Origin of the sequence: Haliea sp. E1-2-M8 (assembly GCF_030649675.1) — a bacterium.
Lineage (GTDB): Bacteria > Pseudomonadota > Gammaproteobacteria > Pseudomonadales > Halieaceae > Haliea.
Genome location: NZ_JAUTDR010000016.1, coordinates 13,184 through 37,025 on the forward strand (window position 1 = coordinate 13,184; position 23,842 = coordinate 37,025).

The 23,842-nt window shown below is 66.2% G+C and carries 21 protein-coding genes; 16 read left to right on the forward strand and 5 right to left on the reverse strand.

All coding sequences use genetic code 11. The features are described from left to right. Nucleotides 1-2 precede the first annotated feature (2 nt). The 4 genes from Q6D67_RS14070 to Q6D67_RS14085 all read left to right on the forward strand — a co-directional run bounded on the left by Q6D67_RS14070 (nucleotide 3) and on the right by Q6D67_RS14085 (nucleotide 5,279). Nucleotides 3-1,241, forward strand: a complete 1,239-nt coding sequence (locus Q6D67_RS14070) for an acyl-CoA dehydrogenase family protein (protein ID WP_304706296.1) — start codon at nucleotides 3-5, stop codon at nucleotides 1,239-1,241. Between the two features lie 29 nt (nucleotides 1,242-1,270). Beyond that, nucleotides 1,271-2,398, forward strand: a complete 1,128-nt coding sequence (locus Q6D67_RS14075; RefSeq protein ID WP_304706297.1) for an acyl-CoA dehydrogenase family protein — start codon at nucleotides 1,271-1,273, stop codon at nucleotides 2,396-2,398. Beyond that, the gene (locus Q6D67_RS14080; protein WP_304706298.1) at nucleotides 2,395-4,104 is read left to right on the forward strand and encodes an amidohydrolase; all 1,710 of its coding nucleotides are present in this window, start codon (nucleotides 2,395-2,397) and stop codon (nucleotides 4,102-4,104) included. The genes Q6D67_RS14075 and Q6D67_RS14080 overlap by 4 nt, the downstream gene beginning before the upstream one ends. Nucleotides 4,105-4,208: 104 nt before the next feature. Continuing rightward, nucleotides 4,209-5,279, forward strand: coding sequence for a hypothetical protein (locus tag Q6D67_RS14085; protein ID WP_304706299.1), 1,071 nt, complete (start codon nucleotides 4,209-4,211; stop codon nucleotides 5,277-5,279). Nucleotides 5,280-5,306: 27 nt separating this feature from the next. Here Q6D67_RS14085 and Q6D67_RS14090 read toward each other — a convergent pair whose 3' ends face one another. The 3 genes from Q6D67_RS14090 to Q6D67_RS14100 all read right to left on the reverse strand — a co-directional run bounded on the left by Q6D67_RS14090 (nucleotide 5,307) and on the right by Q6D67_RS14100 (nucleotide 8,715). Continuing rightward, nucleotides 5,307-5,984, reverse strand: a complete 678-nt coding sequence (locus Q6D67_RS14090) for a PaaI family thioesterase (RefSeq protein ID WP_304706300.1) — start codon at nucleotides 5,982-5,984, stop codon at nucleotides 5,307-5,309. Nucleotides 5,985-6,010: 26 nt separating this feature from the next. Next, a complete protein-coding gene (locus Q6D67_RS14095; protein ID WP_304706301.1) occupies nucleotides 6,011-7,162 on the reverse strand; it encodes an epoxide hydrolase family protein in 1,152 nt (383 codons plus the stop codon). Nucleotides 7,163-7,254: 92 nt separating this feature from the next. After that, a complete protein-coding gene (locus tag Q6D67_RS14100) occupies nucleotides 7,255-8,715 on the reverse strand; it encodes an SDR family NAD(P)-dependent oxidoreductase (RefSeq protein WP_304706302.1) in 1,461 nt (486 codons plus the stop codon). A gap of 197 nt (nucleotides 8,716-8,912) precedes the next feature. Between Q6D67_RS14100 and Q6D67_RS14105 the strand changes: the two genes are divergently transcribed. Further along, nucleotides 8,913-9,392, forward strand: coding sequence for a hypothetical protein (locus Q6D67_RS14105; protein ID WP_304706303.1), 480 nt, complete (start codon nucleotides 8,913-8,915; stop codon nucleotides 9,390-9,392). On the opposite strand, the gene Q6D67_RS14110 is transcribed toward Q6D67_RS14105, so the two are convergent. Further along, nucleotides 9,389-9,724 carry a hypothetical protein gene (locus Q6D67_RS14110; RefSeq protein WP_304706304.1) on the reverse strand — a complete coding sequence of 112 codons (336 nt, stop codon included), beginning with the start codon at nucleotides 9,722-9,724 and terminating at the stop codon, nucleotides 9,389-9,391. The two genes, Q6D67_RS14105 and Q6D67_RS14110, sit on opposite strands and share 4 nt — an antisense overlap. A gap of 174 nt (nucleotides 9,725-9,898) precedes the next feature. On the opposite strand from Q6D67_RS14110, the gene Q6D67_RS14115 reads away from it, so the two are divergent. The 9 genes from Q6D67_RS14115 to Q6D67_RS14155 are packed head-to-tail and all read left to right on the forward strand — an operon-like array spanning nucleotide 9,899 to nucleotide 19,285. Beyond that, a complete protein-coding gene (locus tag Q6D67_RS14115; RefSeq protein ID WP_304706305.1) occupies nucleotides 9,899-10,972 on the forward strand; it encodes an alpha/beta hydrolase in 1,074 nt (357 codons plus the stop codon). Next, entirely contained in the window at nucleotides 10,969-11,712 is a 744-nt protein-coding gene (locus Q6D67_RS14120; RefSeq protein WP_304706306.1) for a 1-acyl-sn-glycerol-3-phosphate acyltransferase, read from the forward strand. Before Q6D67_RS14115 ends, Q6D67_RS14120 begins: the two co-directional genes overlap by 4 nt. After that, nucleotides 11,705-13,618, forward strand: a complete 1,914-nt coding sequence (locus tag Q6D67_RS14125; RefSeq protein WP_304706307.1) for an aminotransferase class I/II-fold pyridoxal phosphate-dependent enzyme — start codon at nucleotides 11,705-11,707, stop codon at nucleotides 13,616-13,618. The genes Q6D67_RS14120 and Q6D67_RS14125 overlap by 8 nt, the downstream gene beginning before the upstream one ends. A 48-nt stretch (nucleotides 13,619-13,666) precedes the next feature. Beyond that, nucleotides 13,667-14,386 carry a dienelactone hydrolase family protein gene (locus Q6D67_RS14130; RefSeq protein WP_304706308.1) on the forward strand — a complete coding sequence of 240 codons (720 nt, stop codon included), beginning with the start codon at nucleotides 13,667-13,669 and terminating at the stop codon, nucleotides 14,384-14,386. A 5-nt stretch (nucleotides 14,387-14,391) separates the two neighbouring features. Next, a complete protein-coding gene (gene maiA / locus Q6D67_RS14135; RefSeq protein ID WP_304706309.1) occupies nucleotides 14,392-15,018 on the forward strand; it encodes a maleylacetoacetate isomerase in 627 nt (208 codons plus the stop codon). A 49-nt stretch (nucleotides 15,019-15,067) separates the two neighbouring features. Continuing rightward, a complete protein-coding gene (locus tag Q6D67_RS14140) occupies nucleotides 15,068-16,579 on the forward strand; it encodes an acetyl-CoA acetyltransferase (protein WP_304706310.1) in 1,512 nt (503 codons plus the stop codon). Further along, entirely contained in the window at nucleotides 16,569-17,600 is a 1,032-nt protein-coding gene (locus Q6D67_RS14145) for a phosphotransferase family protein (RefSeq protein ID WP_304706311.1), read from the forward strand. Before Q6D67_RS14140 ends, Q6D67_RS14145 begins: the two co-directional genes overlap by 11 nt. Nucleotides 17,601-17,603: 3 nt before the next feature. Then, nucleotides 17,604-18,017 (forward strand): DUF6285 domain-containing protein, encoded by a 414-nt coding sequence (locus Q6D67_RS14150; protein ID WP_304706312.1) that lies wholly within the window; start codon nucleotides 17,604-17,606, stop codon nucleotides 18,015-18,017. After that, complete coding sequence (locus Q6D67_RS14155) at nucleotides 18,014-19,285, forward strand: acyl-CoA dehydrogenase family protein (protein ID WP_304706313.1); 1,272 nt, start codon at nucleotides 18,014-18,016, stop codon at nucleotides 19,283-19,285. The genes Q6D67_RS14150 and Q6D67_RS14155 overlap by 4 nt, the downstream gene beginning before the upstream one ends. Here Q6D67_RS14155 and ltaE read toward each other — a convergent pair. Continuing rightward, complete coding sequence (gene ltaE, locus Q6D67_RS14160; protein WP_304706314.1) at nucleotides 19,282-20,295, reverse strand: low-specificity L-threonine aldolase; 1,014 nt, start codon at nucleotides 20,293-20,295, stop codon at nucleotides 19,282-19,284. The two genes, Q6D67_RS14155 and ltaE, sit on opposite strands and share 4 nt — an antisense overlap. A gap of 125 nt (nucleotides 20,296-20,420) precedes the next feature. On the opposite strand from ltaE, the gene Q6D67_RS14165 reads away from it, so the two are divergent. Further along, on the forward strand, nucleotides 20,421-21,629 hold the full coding sequence (locus tag Q6D67_RS14165; protein WP_304706315.1) for an acetyl-CoA C-acetyltransferase: 1,209 nt from the start codon (nucleotides 20,421-20,423) through the stop codon (nucleotides 21,627-21,629). A 15-nt stretch (nucleotides 21,630-21,644) separates the two neighbouring features. Continuing rightward, nucleotides 21,645-23,792 (forward strand): 3-hydroxyacyl-CoA dehydrogenase NAD-binding domain-containing protein, encoded by a 2,148-nt coding sequence (locus tag Q6D67_RS14170; RefSeq protein ID WP_304706316.1) that lies wholly within the window; start codon nucleotides 21,645-21,647, stop codon nucleotides 23,790-23,792. Nucleotides 23,793-23,842: the final 50 nt, after the last annotated feature.

A 23,842-nucleotide genomic window follows, 5' to 3' on the forward strand; every position in this document is an offset into this window, starting at 1 on the left:
TAATGTCAGAGGAATCCGCCCGCAAGGACACGCCGGAACAGGCCGAATTTCGTACTTACTGCCGGCAATGGCTGCAGGCCAACAAGCCCGGCGAGCCGACGGTGCGCCTGCCCCAGTCGCCCCTGGAAATCATGACCCCCGAGCAGCTCAGCTACCTGCAGGCCTGGCAAAAATCGGCCTACGATGCCGGGCTCATCGGCTGCGACTATCCGGTCGAGGTCGGCGGCGGCGGGCGCAAGGACTGCCAGAAAGTGGCCAACGAAGAAATGCTGGCGGCGCGGACTCCCTTTCTGCCCAATGTCATCGGCCTGGGCATGGCGGCGCCGACCGTGTTCTATCACGCCCGGGAGGAGGTCAAGGCCGAGCTGCTGCCGCGCCTGTTTTCCGGTGAGGACATCTGGTGCCAGGGCTTCAGCGAGCCGGGTGCCGGTTCCGACCTCGCCAACGTGCAGACCTTTGCCGAGCGCAAGGGCGACAAGTGGGTGGTCAACGGCCACAAGGTCTGGACCTCCCTGGCGCACTTCGCCGAGTGGATGATCATCCTGCTGCGCACCGACAAGTCTCACAAGTACGACGGCCTGTCCTATTTCGTGGTGCCGATCCGCGCCGCCCTGGGCAAGGGCGTGACCGTGCGACCGCTGATCAAGATAACCGGTGAGACCGGTTTCAACGAAGTGATCTTCGACAATCTCGAAGTCGACGACCGCTACCGTCTCGACGAACTGGGCAAGGGCTGGCAGGTGGCCATGACCACGCTGCTGCACGAGCGCGGCGCCGGCGAGCTGCAGACACCCCGCGCCGGCGGCATGAAAAACAAGTCCAGCCACACCATCTCCTCCAGCGCGGTGATTGATCTGGCGAAGACCACCCGGCGCGGAGCAGGCGCCGCCGCGGACGACCCGATTCTGCGCGACAAAATGATGCAGCAGTTGATCCGGGAGGAAGGGCTGAAGCAGAACCAGCGCCGCTCCCGGGTACCGGCCCTGCTGGACCACCCCATGCGCCTGCTGCTGCAGAACAAGCTGCTGGCCAGCGAGATCGCCCAGTCCCTGGGCTCTCTGGCCCTGGAAGTGGAGGGCATGAGTTCATCGCTGTACCTGGCGGATCCTAACGCGCCCGCCGGCGGCCAGTGGCCGCTGGCGTACATGAACTCCTACGGCATGACCATTGCCGCGGGTACCAGCGAGGTACAGCGCAATATCCTGGGCGAGCGCGTGCTCGGCCTGCCGAAATCCAAATAAGCTGACGCCCGCACAACAGGAGCAAGAACATGGCACAACCCAACAATTACGGCTTCGGCGAAGAGGCGGCCCTGCTCAAGGAATCCGCGCGGAAGTTTTTCCGCGAGCATTTCCCTGCCGACAAACTGCACGCCCTGGTCGCCGCAGACCACAACCCGGACCGGCCGCCGGTCTGCCAGTGGGACCGCGAACTGTGGCAGCAGCTGGTGGATCTGGGCTGGACCATGCTGGCGGTGCCGGAATCCGCCGGTGGTGTCGGCATGCCGGTCGCCGCCGTGGCGGGCCTGGTGGAAGAACTGGGCCGCGCGGCGTTTCCCTGCCCGCTGCTGGGAACCCTGAGCGCAACCTATGCCCTGGTCGCCTGCGGCGCGGGCGGCGAAGCGGCGCTGGCGGATATTGCCGCCGGCGAGGCCGCCACCCTGGCCCTGACCAATCAGCACGGGGACTGGAACCCGGCCGCGACCGAAGTGGAATATCGCGACGGTGCCCTGCACGGCACTGCCTGGTTCGTGCAGGATGCTGCCAAGTGCGACAAGCTGCTGGTCTGCGCCAGCACCGCCAGCGGCTTTGGCCTGTTCTGGCTGCCGGCCGGGGCCCAGGGTGTGACCCTGGAGGCGGACGCCATTGTCGATTTGACCCGCGACCAGGCCCACATCCGCTTTGACGGCGCGGCGGCGACCGAGGTCAGCGGCAATGCGCTGACGGCGCTGGACAGTGCCTTCCCCGCGATCTGGACCCTGCTCGCAGCAGACATGGTTGGCGCGGCAGAGTGGCAGCTGCAAACCACGGTGGAATATGTCGGCACCCGCAAGCAGTTCGACCATCCGCTGGGTTTCTTCCAGGCGATCAAGCATCCGCTGGTGGAGGTGATGGTGCAGATTGATGCGGCCAAGTCCCTGGTCTACAACGCCGCCTGCGCCTGTGACACCGAACAGGAGAAGGCCGCCCAGTACGCGCACATGGCCAAGGCGGCCGCGAGCGACATGGCCGCCTACGCCTGCAGCCGCTCGGTGCAGAGCCACGGCGGTATCGGCTTTACCTGGGAGTGCCATGTGCACCTGTACTTCAAGCGCCAGAAGCACTCGCAGATGTTGTGGGGGGATGGCAGCTGGCACCGGGCGCGGCTGGCAGACATCGTGATTGGCGCTGCCGCATGAACTGGAAAACCTGGCTGGCGGTAGCGGTGGCTCTGGTCGCCGGCCTGGCCACGCTGTTCTCGATTGCCACCCGCCTGCCGGTAGCGCCCGAGCATCAGGTGTTCGTCAATGGAGAGGTGCTGACCATGGACGCGGACAACCGGGTGGTGCAGGCCCTGTCCGTGCGCTCGGATCGTATCCAGGCACTGGGCAGCAACGAGGAGATCATGGCACTGGTGACCGACCGCACCGAGATCATTGATCTCGGCGGGCGCACATTGCTGCCCGGATTCATCGATGCCCACGGCCACTTTCCGGCCTCCGGCCTGGATACGGTCGCGGCGGACCTGAACAGCCCGCCACTGGGCACAATCACCGATATCGACAGCCTGCTCGGCGCCCTGCGGGAGCGAGCGGCGGTAATGCAGGAGGGTGAGTGGGTCACCGGCTTCGGTTACGATGACACCCTGCTGGCGGAGGCGAGGCACCCCACCCGCGAGGAGCTGGATTCGGTGTCCGCGGAAAACCCGGTGGCGATCCTGCACATTTCCGGGCACATGGTGGTGGCCAATAGCGCGGCTCTGGCAGCTGCGGGCATCGACGCCGGGACGCCGGATCCCGAGGGCGGAGTAATCTCCCGCAGGCCCGGCTCCCGGGAGCCCAACGGCCTGCTGGAAGAGACGGCGCGCCTGCCGGTAGTGGCGAAGATGCTGGATCTGGGGGCGCTGGATTTCCTGGGCATGATCCGCTCGGCAGTTCGCGAGTATGCGCAGTACGGCGTTACCACCGCCCAGGCCGGTGGCGTGGCGCCGGATATGGCGCGGGGCTTTGCCCTCGCCAGCCGCCTCGGGGTGATACCCCTGCGCCTGCAGGTGTTTCCCATGGAGGAGGATTTCCGCGAGCTGATCGCCGCCGGCGACTACGCCCCGGCCGACTACGAGCGCGGGCGGCTGCAGATGGGCGCGGTGAAGATCATCGCCGACGGCAGCATCCAGGGGTTCACCGGCTACCTGACCCGGCCCTATCACACGCCCTACCACGGCGACGCAGAGTATCGCGGTTACCCCGCCGTGGTGCGCGAGCGCCTGTTCGAGCAGGTCCGGGCCCTGCACCGCGAGGGCTACCAACTCGCGATACACGGCAACGGCGACGCCTCCATCGACGATATCCTCGATGCGTTCGCCGCGGCCCAGGCTGCGTACCCGGTAGCGGACCCGCGCCTGATCCTGATTCACTCGCAGATGGCGCGCCAGGACCAGATCGAACGGATGGCGGAACTGGGGGTAACCCCGAGCTTCTTCTCGGCGCATACCTGGTACTGGGGCGACCGCCACCGGGATATCTTTATCGGCCCTGAGCGCGCGGCACAGATCAGCCCCGCGGCCTGGGCGCAGCAGGCGGATCTCCGGTTCAGCGCGCACATGGACACACCGGTGACGCCCATGCGGCCCCTGCAGGCCGTCTGGAGCCTGGTCCACCGGGAAACCTTCGGCGGCGATGTGCTGGGCCCGGAGCAGCGGGTGGATGTGATGACGGCCCTGCGGGCAGTGACGATCGATGCCGCCTGGCAGATCTTCCAGGAGGACAATCGCGGCTCCCTGGAGCCCGGCAAGTACGCTGACCTGGTGCTGCTGAGCGGCAGCCCGCTGCGGGATACCCATGCCCTGCGCGAGTTGCAGGTTGACGGCACCTGGGTCAGCGGCGCGCGGATTTACCGGCGGCGTTGAGCGCAGGCCGGGGGCGCGTGGACAGCGCGCGCCCGATCCGATATAAAGGCGCTGCGAGGGTGTCACAGCCGCCCGGGTCAGCGCACAGGAGGGAGCCGCGCCGCATGTATCGCTACAGTGTCGACAGCACGATCACCTACACCTCCGAAGACCTGGTCCTGTTCAAGGAATCCCCGTTTGCCGCCTGGATGGAACGCCTGACCCTGGAGAATCCGGGCCACGGGCTTGTGCCGGACGCGGGCAGCACGCCACCCGACAACAGCATGCTGCGGCAGGACGATGTCGCGGCCATGCTGCGCTCGGAAGGGCGCAAGGTGGTGCTGGTCGATTGGGAGGAATCCGAACCGGTGCGCCGCAGTGCCACCCTGTCGGCCATGCGTGACGGGGCGGATTTCATTGTCAATGGCCAGCTGGCGGTGGGGCCTCTGGCGGGCTCCAGCAACCTGTTGCTGAAAACCAGCGGTTATTCGGAGCTGGGTGACTATCTCTACGTCCCCTGTGACACCCAGGGCAAGACCAACCTGCACTCGGCTTTCCGCCTGTGCTTTACAGCGGACCTGCTGCACAGCCTGCAGGGGGTGTTGCCGCCGCGCATGCTGATCATCCGCGGCGGGGCGGATTTGCTGCCGCTGCAGACAGAAGACCACGTCTATCACTACCGCGCGGTGAAACAGCGGTTCATGGAAGCGCAGCGCAAATTCCGCAAACACCGGATGCCCGACCCGTCTCTCTCGGCGCACTTCGGGCGCTGGTCCGACTGTGCCAATGAAGTGCTGAAGCAGCGTGCACTGCAGCCGGAAAAGGCCGCTGAGCCAGTACAGGAAGAGCTGGACGTCGCAGTACCGGAACGGGCAGTGCAGCAGGAATCGCCGCCACTGCAGGTGCTGGAACGTCGCCGGCGGCAGCCGCCGCCGCCCGTTTACGGCGACCCTGAGCCCGCAGTGGCGCGGGATCCCCGGCCCCGTGATTCGCACCCGCTGGATCCCGCGGGATTCAGCTTCGGCAAGCGTGCCGCGGTTACTGCGCCGCTCCCGGCACCTGCTCCGGCGGCACCCGTGCAGACGCCGTTGCATGTTTCTGGCAGCGCCGTGGACCGCGACGACGACAGCGCCGACCGCTTTACCCCGGTGCCATTCTCCGCCAGCCTCAATACCCGGGACTCGCTGGACGATTGAGCGCGCCGCTGGCTGCCCGGGGGGCAGTCAGAACTTCTGCAGCAGGGACGCCTGCGGCCGCACAAACAGGCACTCACAGCTCGCGGTGAGAATGCCGTCCGCGTGCATTTCCCCCTTGACGGTGGTTTTCCGGCCCACGCTCTCGGTCAGCTGGGCGCTGAGGTCGAGGTCCGTGTTCAGCGGCGTGGGTCGGTGGTAGCGCACGGTCAGGGTCCCGGTCATGCCCGGGTTGTTGCCCGCCAGCTGTGCCATCCCCAGGAACTGGTCGAAGATCGCGGCGATAAACCCGCCGTGGATGTAGCCGGGCGGGCCCTCGTAGGCGTAGCCGCAGCGCACGGTGCCAAAAGCCCGGTCGTCCTGCAGCCACATGTTCAGCTGCGGCGACAGGGGGTTGCTCCAGCCTCCCAGGGCATTCAGCTCATGGTTTACCTCGCCGTGGCCGCCGTGCTTGCCGTCGCGCAGGAAGGCCAGCAGCCCGTGCAGCCGCGGCCCTGCGGCGAGTGTCGCTGCCTGCGCCTCCAGTTGGCCGGCCAGGGCGTCGATGTCCGCGGTAGTGCCATCGCTGGTGATCAGCGCTTCGATCAACTCGCGCAGGGCCTGGGCCGCGCGCCGCTTGGCCTCCCAGTGGGGTGAAAACGGCGGTGAGATTTCCTCGGAAGCGAAGGGATTGAAGACGGACGCATTGCCGTCGGCATCTGGAAACATCGGTTTATCCTGTCTGGTAGTAGTGTTCAGCGCAGCTTGCGGAAGCAGTCACGCAGCTCGCCGATCATCAGTTGCGGCTGTTCCAGGGCGGCGAAATGGCCGCCGGCGGGTAGTTCATTCCAGTGAATCAGCTGGGTGAAGCGCTTCTCCGCCCAGCGACGGCTGCTGCGGAAAATCTCCTTGGGGAAAATGGAGCAGCCCACGGGCATGCTGATCGGGTCGAAGTTGGGGCTGCCAAAGCTTTCCCAATACAGTCGGGCGGAGCTCGCGCCGGCGTTGTTGAGCCAGTAGACCATCACGTTGTCCAGCAGCTCGTCGCGATCGATCACCTGCTCCGGGTGCTTGACGCCGTCGCGCTCGCAGTCGGTCCAGGCATGGAATTTTTCGATTATCCAGGCCATCTGGCCCACCGGTGAATCCGCGAGCCCGTAGCCCAGGGTCTGGGGCCGGGTCGCCTGCTGTTTGGAATAGCCCGAGTCCCACTCAGCGTAAAAGCCCATCGACTCCAGCGCGCCCTGCTCCTGGGGCGTGAGCTTGTCCATGGTGTCCGGATCGGGGGCCACAATCGGCATGTTCACGTGGATGCCGGCGCAGTGGGTGGTTTCGGTCTGGCCCATGCTCTGGGTAATCATGCTGCCCCAGTCGCCGCCCTGGGCAACGTAACGCTCGTACCCCAGCCGCGCCATCAGCTCGCCCCACATGCGTCCTATGACCTCCACCGAAGTTCCGGTGGCGGTGGGTTTGCCGGAGAAGCCGTAGCCGGGCAGGGACGGGATCACCAGGTGGAAGGCATCGGCGGCGTCACCACCGTGGGCGACCGGGTCCACCAGGGCGTCAATGATATGGCGGAACTCGAGGATGGACCCCGGCCAGCCGTGGGAGATGATCAGCGGCATGGCCTCCGGGTGCGGCGAGCGGCAGTGGAGAAAGTGGATATCCAGCCCCTGGATGCGGGTGGTGAACTGGGGTCGCGCGTTCAACTGCGCCTCGCAGCGGCGCCAGTCGTAGTCACTGGCCCAGTATTCGGCCAGTTCCCGGGTGTAGGCCAGGGGCATGCCCTGGCTCCAGTCAGCGCAGGTTTCCCGGTCTGGCCAGCGGGTCATTGCCAGGCGTTGCCGCAGGTCGGCGAGGACTGCGTCGGGTATGGCTACTGTATAAGGTGAGATGTTGTCGGTCATGGTCAGCGTCCCCGGTGTGGACACTTACCGTAGCTACAGCCGCCACCCAAAGCAAGCGAGGGTGGCGCTAGCAGCGGTGGCGGTTCAGCTGCTCAGCCCGTGGCGGCAGTCGCCCTGGCCTTGCGTCCGCCAGCCACGCGCCGCGCGGGCTTGTATGCGGGCGTGCTGAAGTCACGCAGGAAGGGTTGCAGGGCCTGACGCTCCGCGGGCTCGTCCCGGGTCTTGCTGAGCAGATGCGTGGTGCGTGGTTCGCGGTCGAGAAACAGTTTGCCCGAGATCTTGCCCGCTTCGGTCGCTACTGCCAACCAGATGATGGTGTCCGCACCTTCCTCCGGGGTTCGCAGGATCCGGCGGGTGAGCTTGTGGAAGCCGGGCAGGGAGGATTCCACCCCGGGTGTGTCCGCCCAGCCGGGGTGCATGGCGTTGACGACGATGCCGTCTTCCGCCCAGGCCGCTGCCCACTGCTCGGTCAGCACCATCAGCGCGCGCTTGCAGCGGGCGTAGGCGACGCTACCGGAATAGCCTTCCTCGCGCGCGACCAGTTTGTGCACCTGCAGGGGCTGCGAGTACATGCCACCGGAAACGACATTGATTACCCTGCCCTGTGGCGCCGCCGCGAGCAGCGGTCGCAGACCCTCGGTAAGCCGGTAAGGGCTCAGCAGCAAGAGGGCGAAGCTTTGTTCTATGCCCTCCGGGGTTTCGTCGCGCGGGTTGAACAGTGCCCCGGCGTTGTTCACCAGGACATCAATCGGCCTGCCCTTGCGCAGCAGGCGCGCAATGAGGCGCTGCACCTCCTCCATCAGGCTGAGATCGGCGACCTCGACGAAGATCGCCGTGTTGCCGGTTTCCCGTTGCAGTTCATTCACCAGCGCCGTCGCCTTGGCCTCGTTGCGGATCACCAGGGTCAGGGACGCCCCGCGTTCGGCCAGGGCGCGTGCGGTGGCCAGCCCCAGCCCCGAGCTGGCGCCGGTAATGACCACGTGCTTGTCGCCCATCCACGCCGACATCGGGTTCCAGTGGCGCCGCCCCAGCTTGTACCCGCGCCGGCTGAAGTGGGCCATGCCGGGCAGGACCCAGCGATCGGCACGGGCGTTGCCGGCGGAGATGGACGGCGCCGGGTAGTTGTCCTCCAGCGCCCGTTTCATGCCCTGCACCGAGGCGTAGCCCATTTTCTCCATGCCCTTGCGCAGCGCACCCAGAGCCGGGCCCAGGGGAAACCTGAAATTGAAGCTGGCGCGGTAGTCGATGTGGGTACCGCTGGCGGTCTCGGAAAGGTGAATCACGTCGGTGACTTCGAACAGCCGACAGGTGCCGTGCAGCTCAATGGCCTTGTCCGGTTCCAGATGGGTGACGGTGTACAGCAGATCCACCGAGCCCACCGGCATTTCACAGGTGACATTGAACCGGGTGCCGACGATTATGGGCCCCGCGCTCAACTTTTCGGCGGCGATGGCGGTGGCGTCCCACTCGGCGGTGGTACGGAAATCCTTGATATAGTCGAAGGCTTCCCGGATGGGGCGCGGCACATCGATTTTTTCATGCAGCACGATCATGTGCTCTCAACCTCAATAACTGTGTCAACTCTGTATACGCCGGGGCCCTGGCTATAGATTCCCGCAGAGTTTTTTTCCAGTATAGACCCTGCGTTCGCGCTGTCCCGGGGCCACCTTCGCACTGGCACGGTTCAGGGTATAGAATCGAAGCTGACCGGGACATAGATCACCCCCGGAGACCAACAGCGGAGTGCGCGATGTACATTTTCTCCGGACAATTCATGCGGCAGGCACTGCTGGTATTGGTGGTCCTGGCGCCGCCGGCGCTGGCCCAGTTCGACATACAGACCCGGCTGCCGACCTGTGCCACCCTGAACTGGTCCGAGGCGGTGCACCGCAGCTACCCGGACATCGACGAAATCTGCCAGGGCGTGTATCAGAAGGACGGGGTGCTTTACGCCAGGGCCGAGGTGGAAGTGTTGCGCGTGAGCGGCAATCGCCTGACCCTGCGCACGCTACACACGGACGGCAGTCGCGGCCACCAGACCAGCATGCGGGTGGGGCCGAACTGGCGTGCGCGGATAGATGGCCGGGAGTACCGGGTGGGAGAGCTGGTCGGGGGGCAGCGCTTGTCGGTTTACATTCCCGAGGACCGGTTCGCCTTTGCCCTGGACGGGGCCAGTGGTGTGGCCGAGCACGATACCAGCCCGGAGCCGGAGGGCGGTAGCGACGACTAATCCTCCACCCACACCCGGCGCAGAGGCTCGCCAAAGTCGTCGTAAACCGTCTTGCGGCGGGGCTGCGGCCGACGGCTGCGCCTGGGGCCGGGATTGCGCTTGAGCAGGGCCTTGCGGCGCTGCTCAATGGCGGCCACGACTTCCGGCACCAGCGTGCGTTCAACCCGGGGCTCCAGGAACAGGCGCCGGGTCAGATACAGCGGTGCCGCCAGCGGGTCCTTGCCGCTGATGCCCTGGGGCACGGATTCAACTTCTCCGCCCTTCTGCAGGAAGCGCTGGGTCTCGTTCTCCAGCGCCGCACGCAGCTCTGCCTTGCTCGGTAGCTTCTTCACAGTGGTGAATGCCTGCAGATAGTCCTGACCGACAGCCCAAAATAGTTCAGTATAGCGCCCCCGGCGCAGAATCATAGGCCAGCAGCCGGGGCGGGCGGCAAGCCATGCGAGCGCGTTGTGCTGCGCGCCGGCATTCTGGTTTAATGCAGGCCTCTTTTTCCCCGGAGCGTGTCCATGGTTTGGTTTATCCTGGCGGTTGTGCTGTTTTTCGCCATCAGCTTGCTGTATCTGCGCGGCGAGGATCTGTCCCGCTACGATGCACCGCCATTGCCAGCACCTCAGGGCAAGCCCAGTCCGGAACACGGCGCGGTGCTTGCGCGGCTGGGTGAGTTTGCCGCAACGGGGCAAACTCTCAACGGCCGCGCCCGGCTGCGGGCGGTGCGCGAGATGATGGACGCACTCAGCGACGGGGTCGACTTCGGCTCTCGCTTCGAAACGGTCGACGAAGGTCAGTTGCGCGGGGAATGGGTGCTGGCACCGGGCTTTGATCCGCGCCGGCGCCTGCTCTACATTCACGGCGGCGCCTGGTTTGCCGGCAGCCCGCGCAGCCACCGCGCGATCACCGACCGCCTGGCGCGCCTCACCGGCGCCGCCGTGTTTGCCCTCGACTACCGGCTTATTCCTGAACACCGCCGCCGCGACGGTATCGAGGACTGCCGCAGTGCCTGGCGCTGGCTGCTGGTCAATGGCCCCGCAGGCCCCGAGCCGCTGGACCATGGCCTGGTGGCGGGGGACTCTGCCGGCGGCAGCCTGACCCTGGGCCTGCTGGCCTGGGTGCGGGACGAGGGGCTGCGGGCGCCGGACGTGGCGATCGTTTTCTCGCCTTCCACCGATGTCACCATGAGCGGCCCCAGCATGCGCGGCAACCTGGCGACGGACCAGATGCTGGGCCCGCTGTTCGGCAAGCTGGCGCGGGTCCCGACAGTCCTGTTGCTGTGGCTGACCTGGTTCAACAATCGCATCCTGCCTTCGCATCCCGATGTGTCGCCCCTGCGCGGCGATCTCGCCGGTCTGCCGCCGGTTCTGATCCAGGCCAGTGAGCAGGAAATGCTGCTCGACGACGCCCGGCGCTATGTCGCCAAAGCCCAGGAGGAAGGTTCCCCGGTGGAGTTGCAAACCTGGCCGCACATGGTGCACGTCTGGCAGATGTTCACCCCGGACCTCCCCGAGGCCGAAGAGGCCTACGTCAGCATTGCCGAATTCCTGGCCAGCGCCGGCGTGCCCGTGGCCGAGGGTGGCGAGCTGTGAATGCGATCCGCTCCACGCTGGTTTTCCTGTGGATGGTGGTCAGTATCATTCCCATGGGTCTGGGTCTTATCGTCTGCTCGCTGTTCCTGAGTGATACCCGGGTGTGGTGGTTGTTCGCCGTGCCCTGGCTGCGCGGCTCGGTTGTCGCCGCCAGAATCGTTGGCGGCGTGCAGTACCGTATCCACGGCGCGGAGAATCTGCCCAAGGCCGAGGACATGCGTCGGATCGTGCTCTGCCCCAAGCATCAGTCAACCTGGGAAACCTTCTTTTTCCCGAGCATGACACCCCATCCGCTGGCCTACGTGTTCAAGCGGGAGCTGCTGCAGATCCCGATTTTTGGCTGGTGTCTGGCGCGTCTGAAAATGGTCCATATCGATCGCAGCAAACGCAACGAAGCCTGGGGCAAGGTCGCGACCCAGGGCAGGGTGCTGATGGACCGGGGCAAGTGGGTCATCATGTTCCCCGAGGGCACCCGCACCGAGCGCGGCGCCAAGGGCAGCTACAAGTCCGGCGCCACGCGGCTGGCAGTTGCCACCGGCGCCAGCGTGATCCCGATCGCGGTCACCTCTGGACGCTGCTGGCCGCGGCGCTCCTTTGCCCTGCGGCCCGGCGTGATCGACGTCTCCATCGGCACGCCGGTGTCGGCACTGGACCGCCAGCCCGGCGAGCTGATGGACGAGATTGAACGCTGGATTGAGACCGAAATGCGGCGCCTGGACCCGGAGGCCTATTATGCGTGAACGCCATGCCCGAGTGGCCATAGTCAGCGCTGATTCTGAATTTGCCGCAGGCCTGGTGGCCGAGCTCAATCGCTGTGCCGCGGGAGAACAGCGTGCCCCCCAGCACTGTGAACTGCAGTTTGTGCACGCCCGCGACAGCGCGGAAGCGCGACGCCTCGCCAGCGAGGATGGGATCCTGCAGGCACTGGTGTTTGACGCATCCACCCTGGCGGAGGCCGGGCAGGCCATTGCCGGCGTGGCGCAGCTGCGCCCGGAGCTGGACCTGTACCTGATGCCGGAGCCGGGTACGGATTACGGCCAGTTGCAGGTGGAACTGCTGGACCGCCTGGACAGCAAGCCGGCACATCTATACCGGCAGGTGAGGACCGCGATCCAGCGTCGCGCCCGCACACCCTTCGCCGACACTCTGCGCGACTACGTCTACAGCGCCAAGGATGCCTGGCACACGCCCGGGCACTCCGGTGGCGACAGCCTGCGCGACAGCCCCTGGGTCAGCGACTTCTACCAGATGATGGGCGAGCATATTTTCAATACCGATCTGTCGGTTTCCGTGCAATCGCTGGACTCGCTGCTGGAGCCGCACAGCGTGATCCAGGAAGCGCAGGAACTGGCGGCCCAGGCGTTCGGTGCGCGCCATACCTTTTTCGTCACCAACGGCACCTCCACTGCCAACAAGGTGATCATGCAGCAGCTGCTGGGGGCCGGCGGCAAGGTCATCCTCGACCAGGCCTGTCACAAGTCGGTACACCACGCGGTGGTGCTGTTTGGCGCCGAACCGGTGTATCTGGCGGCGTCACTGAATCCGCGCTTCGGCTTCTACGGCCCGGTACCCGTGCAGCGGGTGCTGGCGGCGATTGATACGCATCCCGACGCCCGTCTGCTGGTGCTCACCAGCTGTACCTACGACGGTTTCCGGTACGACCTGGCGCCGATCATCGCCCACGCCCACGCCGCGGGGATCAAGGTCCTGGTGGACGAGGCCTGGTACGCCCACGGCCGCTTCCACCCGGAACTGCGTCCCTGTGCGCTGGACTGTGGCGCGGATTACGTCACCCAGAGTACGCACAAGATGCTGTCGGCGTTTTCCCAGGCCAGCATGATCCATGTCTCCGACCCGGACTTCGACGAGCACCGGTTTCGCGAAAACCTCAACATGCACACCTCGACCAGCCCCCAGTACGCGATGATTGCCAGCCTGGACGTGGCCCGCAAGCAGATGAGCATGGAGGGTTTTGCCCGGCTCCAGGCCTGCTTCGACATCGCGGCCCAGCTGCGCCAGGGCATCAATGGCACGGGCGTGTTCCGGGTGCTGGAGTTGGCGGATATGCTGCCGGAGGAGCTGGCCGACGACGGTATTCGCCTGGATCCCTGCAAACTGAGTGTGGACGTGTCCGCCTCCGGTTACTCGGCCCGCCAGCTGCAGCTCGCGCTGTTCGAGGACCACGGTATCCAGATCGAGAAGGTCACCCACAATACCCTCAGTATTCTGGTGACGCTGGGGGCGACCGACAGCAAGGTGTTACGCCTGCTCAACGCCCTCAATAAACTGGCCCAGAAGGCACCTGCCAGCAAGGGCGTCGCCAGCCCGCGCCGCAGCGTGACCCCGTTGCCGGCCCTGAGTGACTTTGCCTGTCTGCCGCGGGATGCCTATTTCGGCCCGTCGCGGCTGGTGCCGCTCAACGCCAGCGATCGCGGGATCAACGAAGCTCTGATTGGGGCGGTCATCGCCGACCAGATTGTGCCCTATCCGCCGGGTATTCCGGTACTGGTGCCCGGCCAGTTGATCACCCGGGACATCGCTCATTTCCTGTATGACCTGCACCACGGCAATACCGGCATCGAGATTCACGGCCTGCTCGAGGAGGGGGAAGAACCCTGCCTGCGGGTACTTGAGGGGCTGGCCTGACAACGGCGCATGGTCTAGGCTATGCGTTTTCGCGCGCAAGGAGACAGTATGGCTATCCAGACACGAAAGATCGCTTACCAGCACGCAGGGCTGGACTATGAGGGGCTGCTGGCCTGGGACGATGCGGCCAGCGAGCAGCGTCCCGGGGTCGCGGTGGCGCATACCTGGGCCGGGCGCAGCGAGTTCGAAGAGGGCAAGGCCATGGAGCTGGCCGAGCACGGCTATGTCGGCTTCGCCCTGGATGTGTTCGGCAAGGGCGTGCGCGGCGAGGGGACTGAGCAATGCCAGGACCTGATCGCACCGCTGTTGGCCGACCGGGTCCTGCTGCAGGACCTGGTGACGCTGGCGGTCAGTGTCATGAGCGAACAGGCAGAGGTGGACTCCACCCGTGTCGCCGCGATGGGCTATTGCTTCGGCGGCCTGACCGTACTGGACCTGGCGCGCACCGGCGCCGATGTGCGTGGCGTAGTCAGCTTCCACGGGCTGTTCAACGCGCCCGACAACACCGCCGGCACGCAGATCAAGGCCAAAGTGCTGTGCCTGCACGGCTACGACGACCCGATGGCCACGCCGGAAAACCTGCAGCAGCTGGCGCAGGAGCTGAGCACCGCCGGCGCTGACTGGCAGGTGCACGCCTATGGCAACACCATGCACGCCTTTACCAATCCGCAGGCCAATGACCCCGGTTTCGGTGCCGTCTACAGCGCCGCCGCAGATCGCCGCTCCAGCCGGGCGCTGTACAACTTCCTCGAAGAAGTACTGGTCTGACTGCCGTGCAGCTCTATGACTACTTCCGCTCCTCCGCGGCCTTCCGGCTGCGGATCGCGCTCAACCTCAAGGGGCTGGGCTACGAATCCATAGCGGTCAACCTGGTTGCCAACGAACAGCGCGACGCGGGCTACCTGAAACTGAACCCCCTCGGCCTGGTGCCGGCGCTGGCAACCCCCGAGGGCGAACTGCTGACCCAGTCAGTCGCCATTCTCGAGTGGCTGGAAGAGGAGTATCCGGAGCCGCCACTTCTGCCCGCGGACGCACTCGGCCGGGCCCGGGTCCGGGCCATGGTGCAGACCATCGCCTGCGACATCCACCCGCTGAATAACCTGCGGGTGCAGCGCTATCTGATGGACACGCTCGAGGTATCCGAGGAAGCCAAGCTGGCCTGGTACCACCACTGGATCGCGCTGGGCTTTGCGGCGCTGGAACAGCAGGTGGCGGGTGATCGCTACTGCCATGGTGACAGCCCCACCCTGGCCGATGCCTGCCTGCTGCCGCAGATGTTCAATGCCCGCCGCTTCCAGCAGGACCTCGAGCCCTATCCGCGGCTGCGGGCCATCGCCGCCCACCTGGAGCAACTCCCGGCCTTCGCCGCCGCCAGCCCGGAGGCGGTCGCCCCGGCCTGAAACCCTGATCTGAAAAAGCAGTCCCGCCCCTCTGAGCAAGTGAGCCGCAATGTTTGACAGCCAGCCCATTCTGATCGCCCATGCCCAGCAAACCTGGCGCGATCGCGACGTCGCTCGCAGCCCCCTGGACGCTCTGGAGGCTGTTTCCCGCGCCGCTGTGGACAATGCCGATTGTGCCGGCCTGGCGCCGTGTATCGACACCGTGGCCACCATCCCGTTCCTGGCGACCCAGGTGCCAGATCTGGCCGGATTGATGCCGGCCCATCCCGGATCCGCGCTGTGCCAGCGCCTGGGATTGCAGGCACAGACCTTCAGTACCGATGTCGGCGGCAATACCCCGCAGCTGATGGTGAATTTCTTCGCCGACCGCCTGGTGGCCGGTACCTCGCGGGCGGTGCTGCTGACCGGCGGCGAGCTGTTCGCAACCCTGTTTGCAGCGCTGTCCTCGGGCCAGGATATCAGCCACTGGCAACAGCGCGGCGAGCAGCCCGCAATCCAGCTGGGTTCGCCGAAGGAGCCCTGCACCGAGCTGGAACGCGCCCACGGCATGTTCGAACCCATCAATACCTACCCCCTGTTCGAAAGTGCACTGTGTCACGCCCGGGGCTGGGATCGCGCCACCCACCTGCAGCGCCTGGGCCAGCTGGTGAGCGGCATGAGCGCGGTGGCGGCGCAGAACCCCCACGCCTGGCGCGGCGATTTTCTTACCCCGGAACAGGTGCTCGACACGGGCGGGGGCAACCGCATGATTACCTGGCCCTACACCAAGGTCATGAACGCGGTGCTGGCGGTGGATATGGCGGCGGCTGTGATCATGACCACCGTGGGCGAGGCGCGACGGCTGGGCATCGACCCGGCGCGCTGGGTCTACCTGCGCGGTGGCGCGGAGGGCAACGATATCTGGAACGTCAGCGAGCGGCCCACACTGCACCGGTCCCTCGCGCTGGCTGCCTCCGCTGACGCCGCCCTGCGGATGGCCGGCCTGTCGCTGGCCGCGCTGGACCGGTTTGACTTGTACAGCTGCTTTCCCTCGGCAGTGCAGGTCGCCTGCGACGCCATCGGCCTGGCGGCAGACGATCCGCGGGGGGTTACGGTCACCGGCGGCCTGACTCTGTTCGGTGGCCCGGGCAACAACTACTCGCTGCACGCCATTGCGGAGATGGTCGGGCAACTGCAGGCGGGCAACGGTCGCCACGGCATGGTGACTGCCAACGGCAACTACCTCACCAAGCACGCGGTGGGAATCTACTCCCTCGATCCGGGGGCAACCCCCTGGCCGCTGGCGCGCCCGGACCTGCAGACAACGCTGGACGCAGCGCCACGGCTGCAGGTCGACGCCAACGCCAGCGGTACGGGCAGTATTGACGCCTGCGCCGTGGTCTTCGGCAAGGAAGGCCCCAACAGGGGGATCGTCCTCGGCCGCATGGGCGACGGCCGGCGCTTTATTGCCAACACGCCCCAGGGCGACGCCGCCGCGCTGGAGTCCCTGCTGGCGTCAGACCCGGTAGGCGAGCAGGGCAGGGTAACCCCCGGCGACAAGGTGAACTGTTTTGAATTCTGAACCAGCAGGCAGCGGTGAGTCCGCGGTCAGCGCCACCACTCTGGCAGCGGCGCTCAGCGCCAATGGTGCCAGTGGCGCCGAGAGTATCACCGGGCTCAGGCGCCTCTCCGGCGGCGCCAACATGGAAACCTGGGCTTTCGACCTCGAGAACGCTGGCAGCAGCAGGCCCCTGATACTGCGCCGCTCGCCGCTCGGGTCTGCTGTGGCAGAACCTGATTCCCCACTGTCGCAACTGCCCCTGACCGCAGAGGCGGCACTGCTGCCGCTGGCGGCGGAGCAGGGCGTGCCGGTGCCCTCGGTACTGCGCGTGCTGGCGCCGGATGAGCCGCTGGGGCCGGGCTACATCATGAGCCGGGAGCGGGGCGAGGCGTTGCCCGGGCGTATCCTCGCGGATGATCGCTACAGCAGCGCGCGCAGGCACCTCGCCCGGCAGTGTGGCGAAACCCTGGCACGAATCCATCGGGTCAGCCCGGCACAGCTGCCAACCGAGGTTCCCAACCAAACCCTGCAGCAGCGGCTGGCACAGCAGCAGGCTCTGCTGGATCGCTATGGCAACGACTCGCCGGTACACCAGCTGGCGCTGAACTGGCTTGCCGACAATGCGCCGGCGCCCAGTCGCCACTGTCTGCTGCACGGCGATTTTCGCAACGGCAACCTGCTGGTGGATGAGCAGGGCCTGGTGGCCGTGCTGGACTGGGAGCTGGCCCACTGTGGCGACCCGGCGGAGGACCTGGGCTATCTCTGTGGCAATGTCTGGCGTTTTGGTCGCGCCGACAAGCCGGTGGGCGGCTTTGGCGAGTATCGGGACCTGCTCGCGGGCTATCACGCAGTGGCAGGCTGGGCGCCGGACATGGCGACCCTGCGCTACTGGGAGGTTTTCTGTGCCCTGGGCTGGGGCCTGGTGTGTCTGACAATGATTGATCTTTACCGCAGCGGTGCCGATCCGACCCTGGAGCGCGCGGCGGTTGGCCGCCGGGTTTCCGAGTCGGAGATGGACCTGCTGCTGTTGCTGGAGGAGTGAGCCGTGAGCCAGACCGACCCGACTGAATTGCTGGCGGCGGTACAGGCCTTCCTGCGCCAGCAGGTACTGCCGCAGCTGGAGGGCTTCGACGCCTACACCACTCGCGTCGCCGCCAACAGCCTTTCCATTGTCAGCCGCGAACTGCGCGGCCGGGATGCCATCAGCGTGTTGGATGCGGCAGCCGGGGCGCGCTGGCTGCAAGACGGCAGCAGCGACAATCCGGCCCGCGCTATCAGCCTCGCCCTGCGGGAGCGCAGCCTGGCACCGGACGCCGACCTGCAGGCCTGGCTGCGGGAACGCACCCTGCGCCAGATGGCCATCGACAACCCGCGCTATTCCGGCTTCCGCCTGGGCTGCGAGCGCTGGCCCGAGCTGGCGGCTGCTGCGGGCTTGAGCGCCCCGGAGGCAAAACGATGAGCGGCCTGATCCCCGCACATATCGGCGAATTGCTCGAACGCCTCGACGCCTTTATCGAAGCAGAGCTGCAACCCCTGGAAGCGGCCGGCGACAACCGGCGCTTCTTTGACCATCGGCGCGAGTACGCGCGCACGGACTGGGAGCGGGAAGGTTTGCCCCACGCGGACTGGGAGGCGCTGCTGGGGCAGGCCCGGGCCCTGGCCCGCGAGGCGGGCTTCCTCGGTTTCGCGCTGCCCGCAGAATACGGCGGCGGCGACGCCAGCAACCTCGACATGGCGGTGGTCCGGGAGCACCTGGCAGCGAAGGGCATCGGCCTGCACTGCGACCTGCAGAACGAGCACAGCATCGTCGGCAATTTTCCCACCACCCTGGCCTTTCGCGACTTTGGCAGCCAGCAACAGCGCGATGCGTTCATCCCGGGCAGTATCGAGGGCAGTATCGGCGTCGCCTTCGGCCTGACCGAACCCGAACACGGTTCCGATGCGACCTGGCTGGAAACCACTGCGGTGGCGGAATCCCGGGAGGGAGTGGCTGGCTGGCGCCTGAATGGCACCAAGATGTGGACCACCGGCATGCACCACGCGACCCATGTGCTGGTATTTGCCCGCAGCGATGGCAAGCAGGGCAGCGCCCGCGGCATCACCTGTTTTGTGGTGCCCAACCCAAGCGAAGGCCTGCGCATCGAGGAGTGGCTGTGGACCTTCAACATGCCGACCGATCACCCCAGGGTGGCGGTGGACAATGTCTGGGTGCCGGACTCGGCAATCCTCGGCGAACCGGGCCTGGGCTTGGCGGTGGCGCAGCACTTCGTGCACGAGAATCGCATCCGCCAGGCCGCGTCCAGCCTCGGTACCGCGCGCTACTGCATTGCCGAATCCGTTGCCTACGCCCGCGAGCGGCACACCTTTGGCAAACCACTGGCGGGCAACCAGGCGATCCAGTTCCGCCTCGCCGAGCTGCATGCGGACTACGAACTGGTCAAGGCCCTGACCTTCCAGGTGGCGGGGGAAATGGACCAGATATCGAAGCGGGAGGTGGCGGAGCGGCTGTCGGACAAGGTGGCAATCTGTAACTACCGGGCCAACAAGCTGGCCTGCGACGCCGCCGACGCCGCCATTCAGGTGCACGGGGCCATGGGCTATTCACGCCACAAGCAGTTCGAGCACCATTATCGGCACCATCGCCGCTACCGCATTACCGAGGGTTCCGACGAGATACAGCTGCGCAAGATCGCCGGCCATTTGTTCGGCTTTATCGGCACGCGCTAGCCAAGCGCCCGCGCCGTGGCCCCGATGACGCGGTCAATGGCGGCGGCCGACACGTCCAGGTGCGTGACCAGGCGGATCTTCCTGCCCCCGGCTATCAGGATGCCAGCGGCCTTCAGCTGGGCCTGTAGTTCCAGCCCCTGTTCCGCTGAGCCCAGGTCGACATAAACCATATTGGTATTCACCACGCAGCCGGCAACGCCCGGCAGCCCGCGCACGCCTTCGTACAGCCGCAGCGCATTGGCGTGGTCCTCCGCCAGCCGCTCGACGTGGTGGTCCAGGGCATGGTCGATTGCCGCGGCAAAGATGCCGGCCTGGCGCATGCCGCCCCCGACCATCTTGCGCCAGCGTCTGGCGTCGCGGATAAACGCGCTCGATCCCACCAGCACCGAGCCCAGCGGTGCGCCCAACCCCTTGGAGCAGCACAGGCTGACACTGTCGGCGTTGGCGGCTAGCTGCACCAGGCTCCTGCCGCTGGCGACTGCGGCATTGAACAGGCGGGCGCCGTCCAGGTGCACACGCAGGCCGTGGCGGTCCGCGAGCGCCCGCACCTGGGCCTGATACCCATCGGGCATCACCCGCCCGCCGTGGGTGTTCTCCATCGCGAGCAGCCGTGAGCGGGCGAAGTGCACATCGTCAGCCTTGATCGCCGCCTCGATATCTTCCAGGGCGAGGGTGCCATCGGCCTGTACCGGCAGCGGCTGGGGCTGGATGCTGCCCAGCACAGCGGCGCCGCCGGCCTCGTAAAAATAGGTGTGGTAGTGCTGGCCCACGATGTACTCGTCACCGCGCTGACAGTGGCTCAGCAGGGCGACCAGGTTGCTCTGGGTGCCGGTGGGCAGCAGCAGCGCCGCTTCCTTGCCGGCCAGGGCGGCCATCCGCGCCTCCAGGGCATTGACACTGGGGTCGTCGCCGAACACATCGTCGCCCACGGGCGCCGCCGCCATCGCCGCGCGCATCGCGGAGGTAGGCCGGGTCACGGTGTCGCTGCGCAGATCTATGCTGGTATCCATGGGGTTCCTTTTGCTCCGGTGTCACTTTCGGTCAATTTTTTTGCCAGCTGGCATCATTGCCTTCAGCGGCGGCAGCTTACACTATGCGTGCTCATTTTTTGTCTCAATCAGTCATGAGGACCCCTATGACACATAGCGCCTATATTTACGATGCTGTCCGCACGCCGCGCAGCAAGGGCAAGGCGGGCGGCAGCCTGTACGAGGTGAAGCCGGTGGACCTGGGCGCCGGCCTGCTGCGCGCGCTGCAGGCGCGGCACGATCTGGATACGTCCTACGTCGACGATGTGGTCATGGGCTGCGTCACCCCGGTGGGCGAGCAGGGGTCTGACATCGCCAAGATGATCGTGCAGAACGCGGACTGGGACGAGTCCGTGGCCGGTGTACAGCTGGACCGATTCTGTGCCTCCGGCCTCGAGGCGGTCAATATCGCGGCGCAGAAAGTGGCATCCGGCTGGGAAGACCTGGTGGTTGCCGGCGGCGTTGAATGCATGTCGCGGGTGCCCATGGGCAGCAACGGCGGCCCCATGGGCGGCGACCCGGCCTTCAGCCTGAAGAGCGGCTTTGTGCCCCAGGGTATCGGCGCCGACACCATCGCCACCCTGGAAGGCTGGAGCCGTGAGGATGTGGACGCCTTTGCCCTGGAATCCCAGCGCCGCGCCGCCCACGCCAGGGACAGCGGCTACTTCGACCGCTCCGTCATTCCGGTGCTGGATCGCAACGGCCTGACCATCCTCGAGCGCGACGACTTCATCAAGCCCGACACCACCATGGAAGCCCTCGCCGGCCTCAAGCCCTCCTTCGTCCTGCCCGGACAAATGGGCTTCGACGATGTGATCCTGGCCAAGTACACCACCCTGGAGAAGGTCAACCACGTGCACACCCCCGGCAACTCCTCGGGGATTGTCGACGGCAGCAGCGCGGTGCTGATCGGCAGCGAAAAGGCCGGCAAGGATCTGGGCCTGACCCCGCGCGGCCGCATCGTCGCCACCGCGGTGTTGTCCACCGACCCCATCATCATGTTGACCGGCCCCGGTCCGGCGGCGAAGAAGTGCCTGCAGAAAGCGGGTTTGCAGGCCCCGGACATCGACCTGTGGGAGATCAACGAGGCATTTGCCTCGGTCGCCCTGCGCTACATGAAGGATCTCGGCATCGAGCACGCGGTGACCAACGTCAACGGCGGCGCCATCGCCATGGGCCATCCGCTGGGCGCCACCGGCGCGATGCTGGTCAGCGTCATGCTGGACGAGCTCGAACGCCGTGGCCTCAAGCGCGGCATGCTGTCGCTCTGTGTCGGTGGCGGCATGGGCATTTCCACCATTATCGAGCGCGTCTAAAGGAATCAAGTGACAATGAGTGTATTCAAGTACGAGAAAGACGCCGACGGCATCGTGACCGTCACCATGGACATGACCGGTCCGGTCAATGCCATGAACGAAGAGTATCGGCTGGCCATGGACGAAACCCTGGACCGCCTGGAAGCGGAGCAGGGCCTGACCGGGGTGGTCCTCGCGTCGGCCAAGAAAGTCTTCTTCGCCGGCGGCGATCTGAACGACCTGCTGGCGGCCAAACCCGGTGACGAGGCCGCCTTCATGGCCGAAGGCCAGCGGGTGAAGTCCGGCCTGCGGCGGTTGGAGAAATTGCCGGTGCCGGTAGTGGCGGCCATCAACGGCGCAGCCCTGGGCGGCGGCTTCGAGATCGCCCTGGCCTGCAACTACCGGGTCGCCTGGAACGACCGTAGCGTGCAACTGGGGTTGCCGGAAGTGAGCCTGGGGCTGTTGCCCGGCGGCGGTGGCGTGGTGCGCATGGTCAATCTGGTGGGCCTGGAAAAGGCGCTGCCCTATCTGCTCGAGGGTACCCGGCTGGAACCTGCTGCCGCCCTCGACGCCGGTCTGGTGCACGAGCTGGTAGAGTCGCAGGACGCGCTGGTTCCCGCCGCCAAGGCCTGGATCAGGGCACAGCAAGGGAACGCCGACGCGGCTCTGCAGCCCTGGGACCGCAAGGGATTTCGCCTCCCCGGCGGCAATGCCTCCAGCCCGCAAGTGGCCCAGCTCATTACCATTGCGCCGGCGATGCTGCGGAAGAAGACCCGCGGCCTGATGCCGGCGCCGGAAGTGATTCTGGACTGCGCGGTGGAAGCCGCGCGGCTGGACTTCGATACTGCCCTGAAAATCGAGTCCCGCGGCCTGACCTGGCTGGCCATGACCCCGGTGGCGAAGAACATGATCTCCACGTTCTTTTTTGCCATGAACCGCAGCAACCGCGGCGGCAGCCGGCCCCAGGCGGTGCCGCCCCAGAGCGTCGCCAAGGTGGGCGTGTTGGGCGCCGGCATGATGGGCCAGGGCATCGCCTATGTCTCTGCCATGGCCGGAATCCAGGTCGTGCTCAAGGACATTTCACTGGAGGCCGCGGAGACGGGCAAGGCCTACAGCGAGGCGCTGCTGGCCAAGCGGGTGCAGCGCGGCAAGATGAGCGAGGAGAAGAGACAGCAGGTGCTGGAGCTGATTCTCCCCACCGCCAGCAATGACGATCTCGCCGGCTGCGACCTGATCGTCGAGGCCGTGTTCGAGAACATGGCGCTGAAACACAAAATCACCCGGGAACTGGAAGGCCAGCTGGCCGCGGGGGGCGTGTGGGGCTCCAACACCTCCAGCCTGCCCATCACCCAGCTGGCGGAAGGCAGCAGCAAGCCGGAGAATTTCATCGGCATTCATTTCTTCTCCCCGGTCGACAAGATGCCGCTGGTGGAAATCATCTGCGGCGAGAAGACCAGCGACGAAACCCTGGCCAAGGCCTATGACTACGCGCGCCAGATCAGGAAAACCCCGATCGTGGTCAACGACTCACTCGGCTTCTTTACCTCCCGCACCTTCGGCACCTACCTGGACGAAGGTGTGCGCATGGTGCAGGAAGGCCTGCACCCGGTGCTGGTGGAAAACATGGGCAAGGCCGTGGGCATGCCCGTAGGCCCGCTGGCAGTCTACGACGAGGTGAGCCTGGAGCTGACCATCAAGGCCCAGGCCACCTGGGAGGAGATGGGCGTACTGGACAAATTCGGCGACGGCAGCATTACCCGGGCTGTGATCAATACGCTGGTGGGTGAGCACGGTCGCGGCGGTCGCTACCACGGTGGCGGCTTCTACGAATACGCCGCCGATGGCGGCAAAACCATCTGGCCCGGCCTGTTGGACCTGTACTACCAGCCGGCGGTTTCGGTACCGGAACAGGATTTGCGCGACCGCCTGCTGTTCCGGCAGGTAATCGAATCCCTGCGCTGCCTGGAGTCCGGTGTCCTGCGCACGGTCGATGACGGCAACATCGGTTCGATCATGGGCATCGGCGCACCGCCCTGGACCGGCGGCTTCATCCAGTTCGTCAACACCTACGGCGTGGACCGCTTTGTCGCTCGCTGTGAGGAGCTGGCCAGCCGCTACGGTGAGCGCTTCGAGCCCCCGGCCATTGCCCGGGAGAAGCTGGCAGCCGGCGAACTGTTCGAGTAGGCCTGCACCGGGGCAACTGTTCTCGCGGGACGCGGCAAGGGGTATCATAC

Coding starts and splice junctions, on each gene's coding strand:
- Q6D67_RS14085 (WP_304706299.1), top strand. CDS start 4,209: ATGTATCGCTACAGTGTCGACAGCACGATCACCTACACCTCCGAAGAC.
- Q6D67_RS14070 (WP_304706296.1), top strand. CDS start 3: ATGTCAGAGGAATCCGCCCGCAAGGACACGCCGGAACAGGCCGAATTT.
- Q6D67_RS14095 (WP_304706301.1), bottom strand. CDS start 7,162: ATGACCGACAACATCTCACCTTATACAGTAGCCATACCCGACGCAGTC.
- Q6D67_RS14130 (WP_304706308.1), top strand. CDS start 13,667: ATGGCTATCCAGACACGAAAGATCGCTTACCAGCACGCAGGGCTGGAC.
- Q6D67_RS14170 (WP_304706316.1), top strand. CDS start 21,645: ATGAGTGTATTCAAGTACGAGAAAGACGCCGACGGCATCGTGACCGTC.
- Q6D67_RS14080 (WP_304706298.1), top strand. CDS start 2,395: ATGAACTGGAAAACCTGGCTGGCGGTAGCGGTGGCTCTGGTCGCCGGC.
- Q6D67_RS14105 (WP_304706303.1), top strand. CDS start 8,913: ATGTACATTTTCTCCGGACAATTCATGCGGCAGGCACTGCTGGTATTG.
- Q6D67_RS14075 (WP_304706297.1), top strand. CDS start 1,271: ATGGCACAACCCAACAATTACGGCTTCGGCGAAGAGGCGGCCCTGCTC.
- Q6D67_RS14165 (WP_304706315.1), top strand. CDS start 20,421: ATGACACATAGCGCCTATATTTACGATGCTGTCCGCACGCCGCGCAGC.
- Q6D67_RS14140 (WP_304706310.1), top strand. CDS start 15,068: ATGTTTGACAGCCAGCCCATTCTGATCGCCCATGCCCAGCAAACCTGG.
- Q6D67_RS14090 (WP_304706300.1), bottom strand. CDS start 5,984: ATGTTTCCAGATGCCGACGGCAATGCGTCCGTCTTCAATCCCTTCGCT.
- Q6D67_RS14155 (WP_304706313.1), top strand. CDS start 18,014: ATGAGCGGCCTGATCCCCGCACATATCGGCGAATTGCTCGAACGCCTC.
- Q6D67_RS14125 (WP_304706307.1), top strand. CDS start 11,705: ATGCGTGAACGCCATGCCCGAGTGGCCATAGTCAGCGCTGATTCTGAA.
- Q6D67_RS14115 (WP_304706305.1), top strand. CDS start 9,899: ATGGTTTGGTTTATCCTGGCGGTTGTGCTGTTTTTCGCCATCAGCTTG.
- ltaE (WP_304706314.1), bottom strand. CDS start 20,295: ATGGATACCAGCATAGATCTGCGCAGCGACACCGTGACCCGGCCTACC.
- Q6D67_RS14100 (WP_304706302.1), bottom strand. CDS start 8,715: ATGATCGTGCTGCATGAAAAAATCGATGTGCCGCGCCCCATCCGGGAA.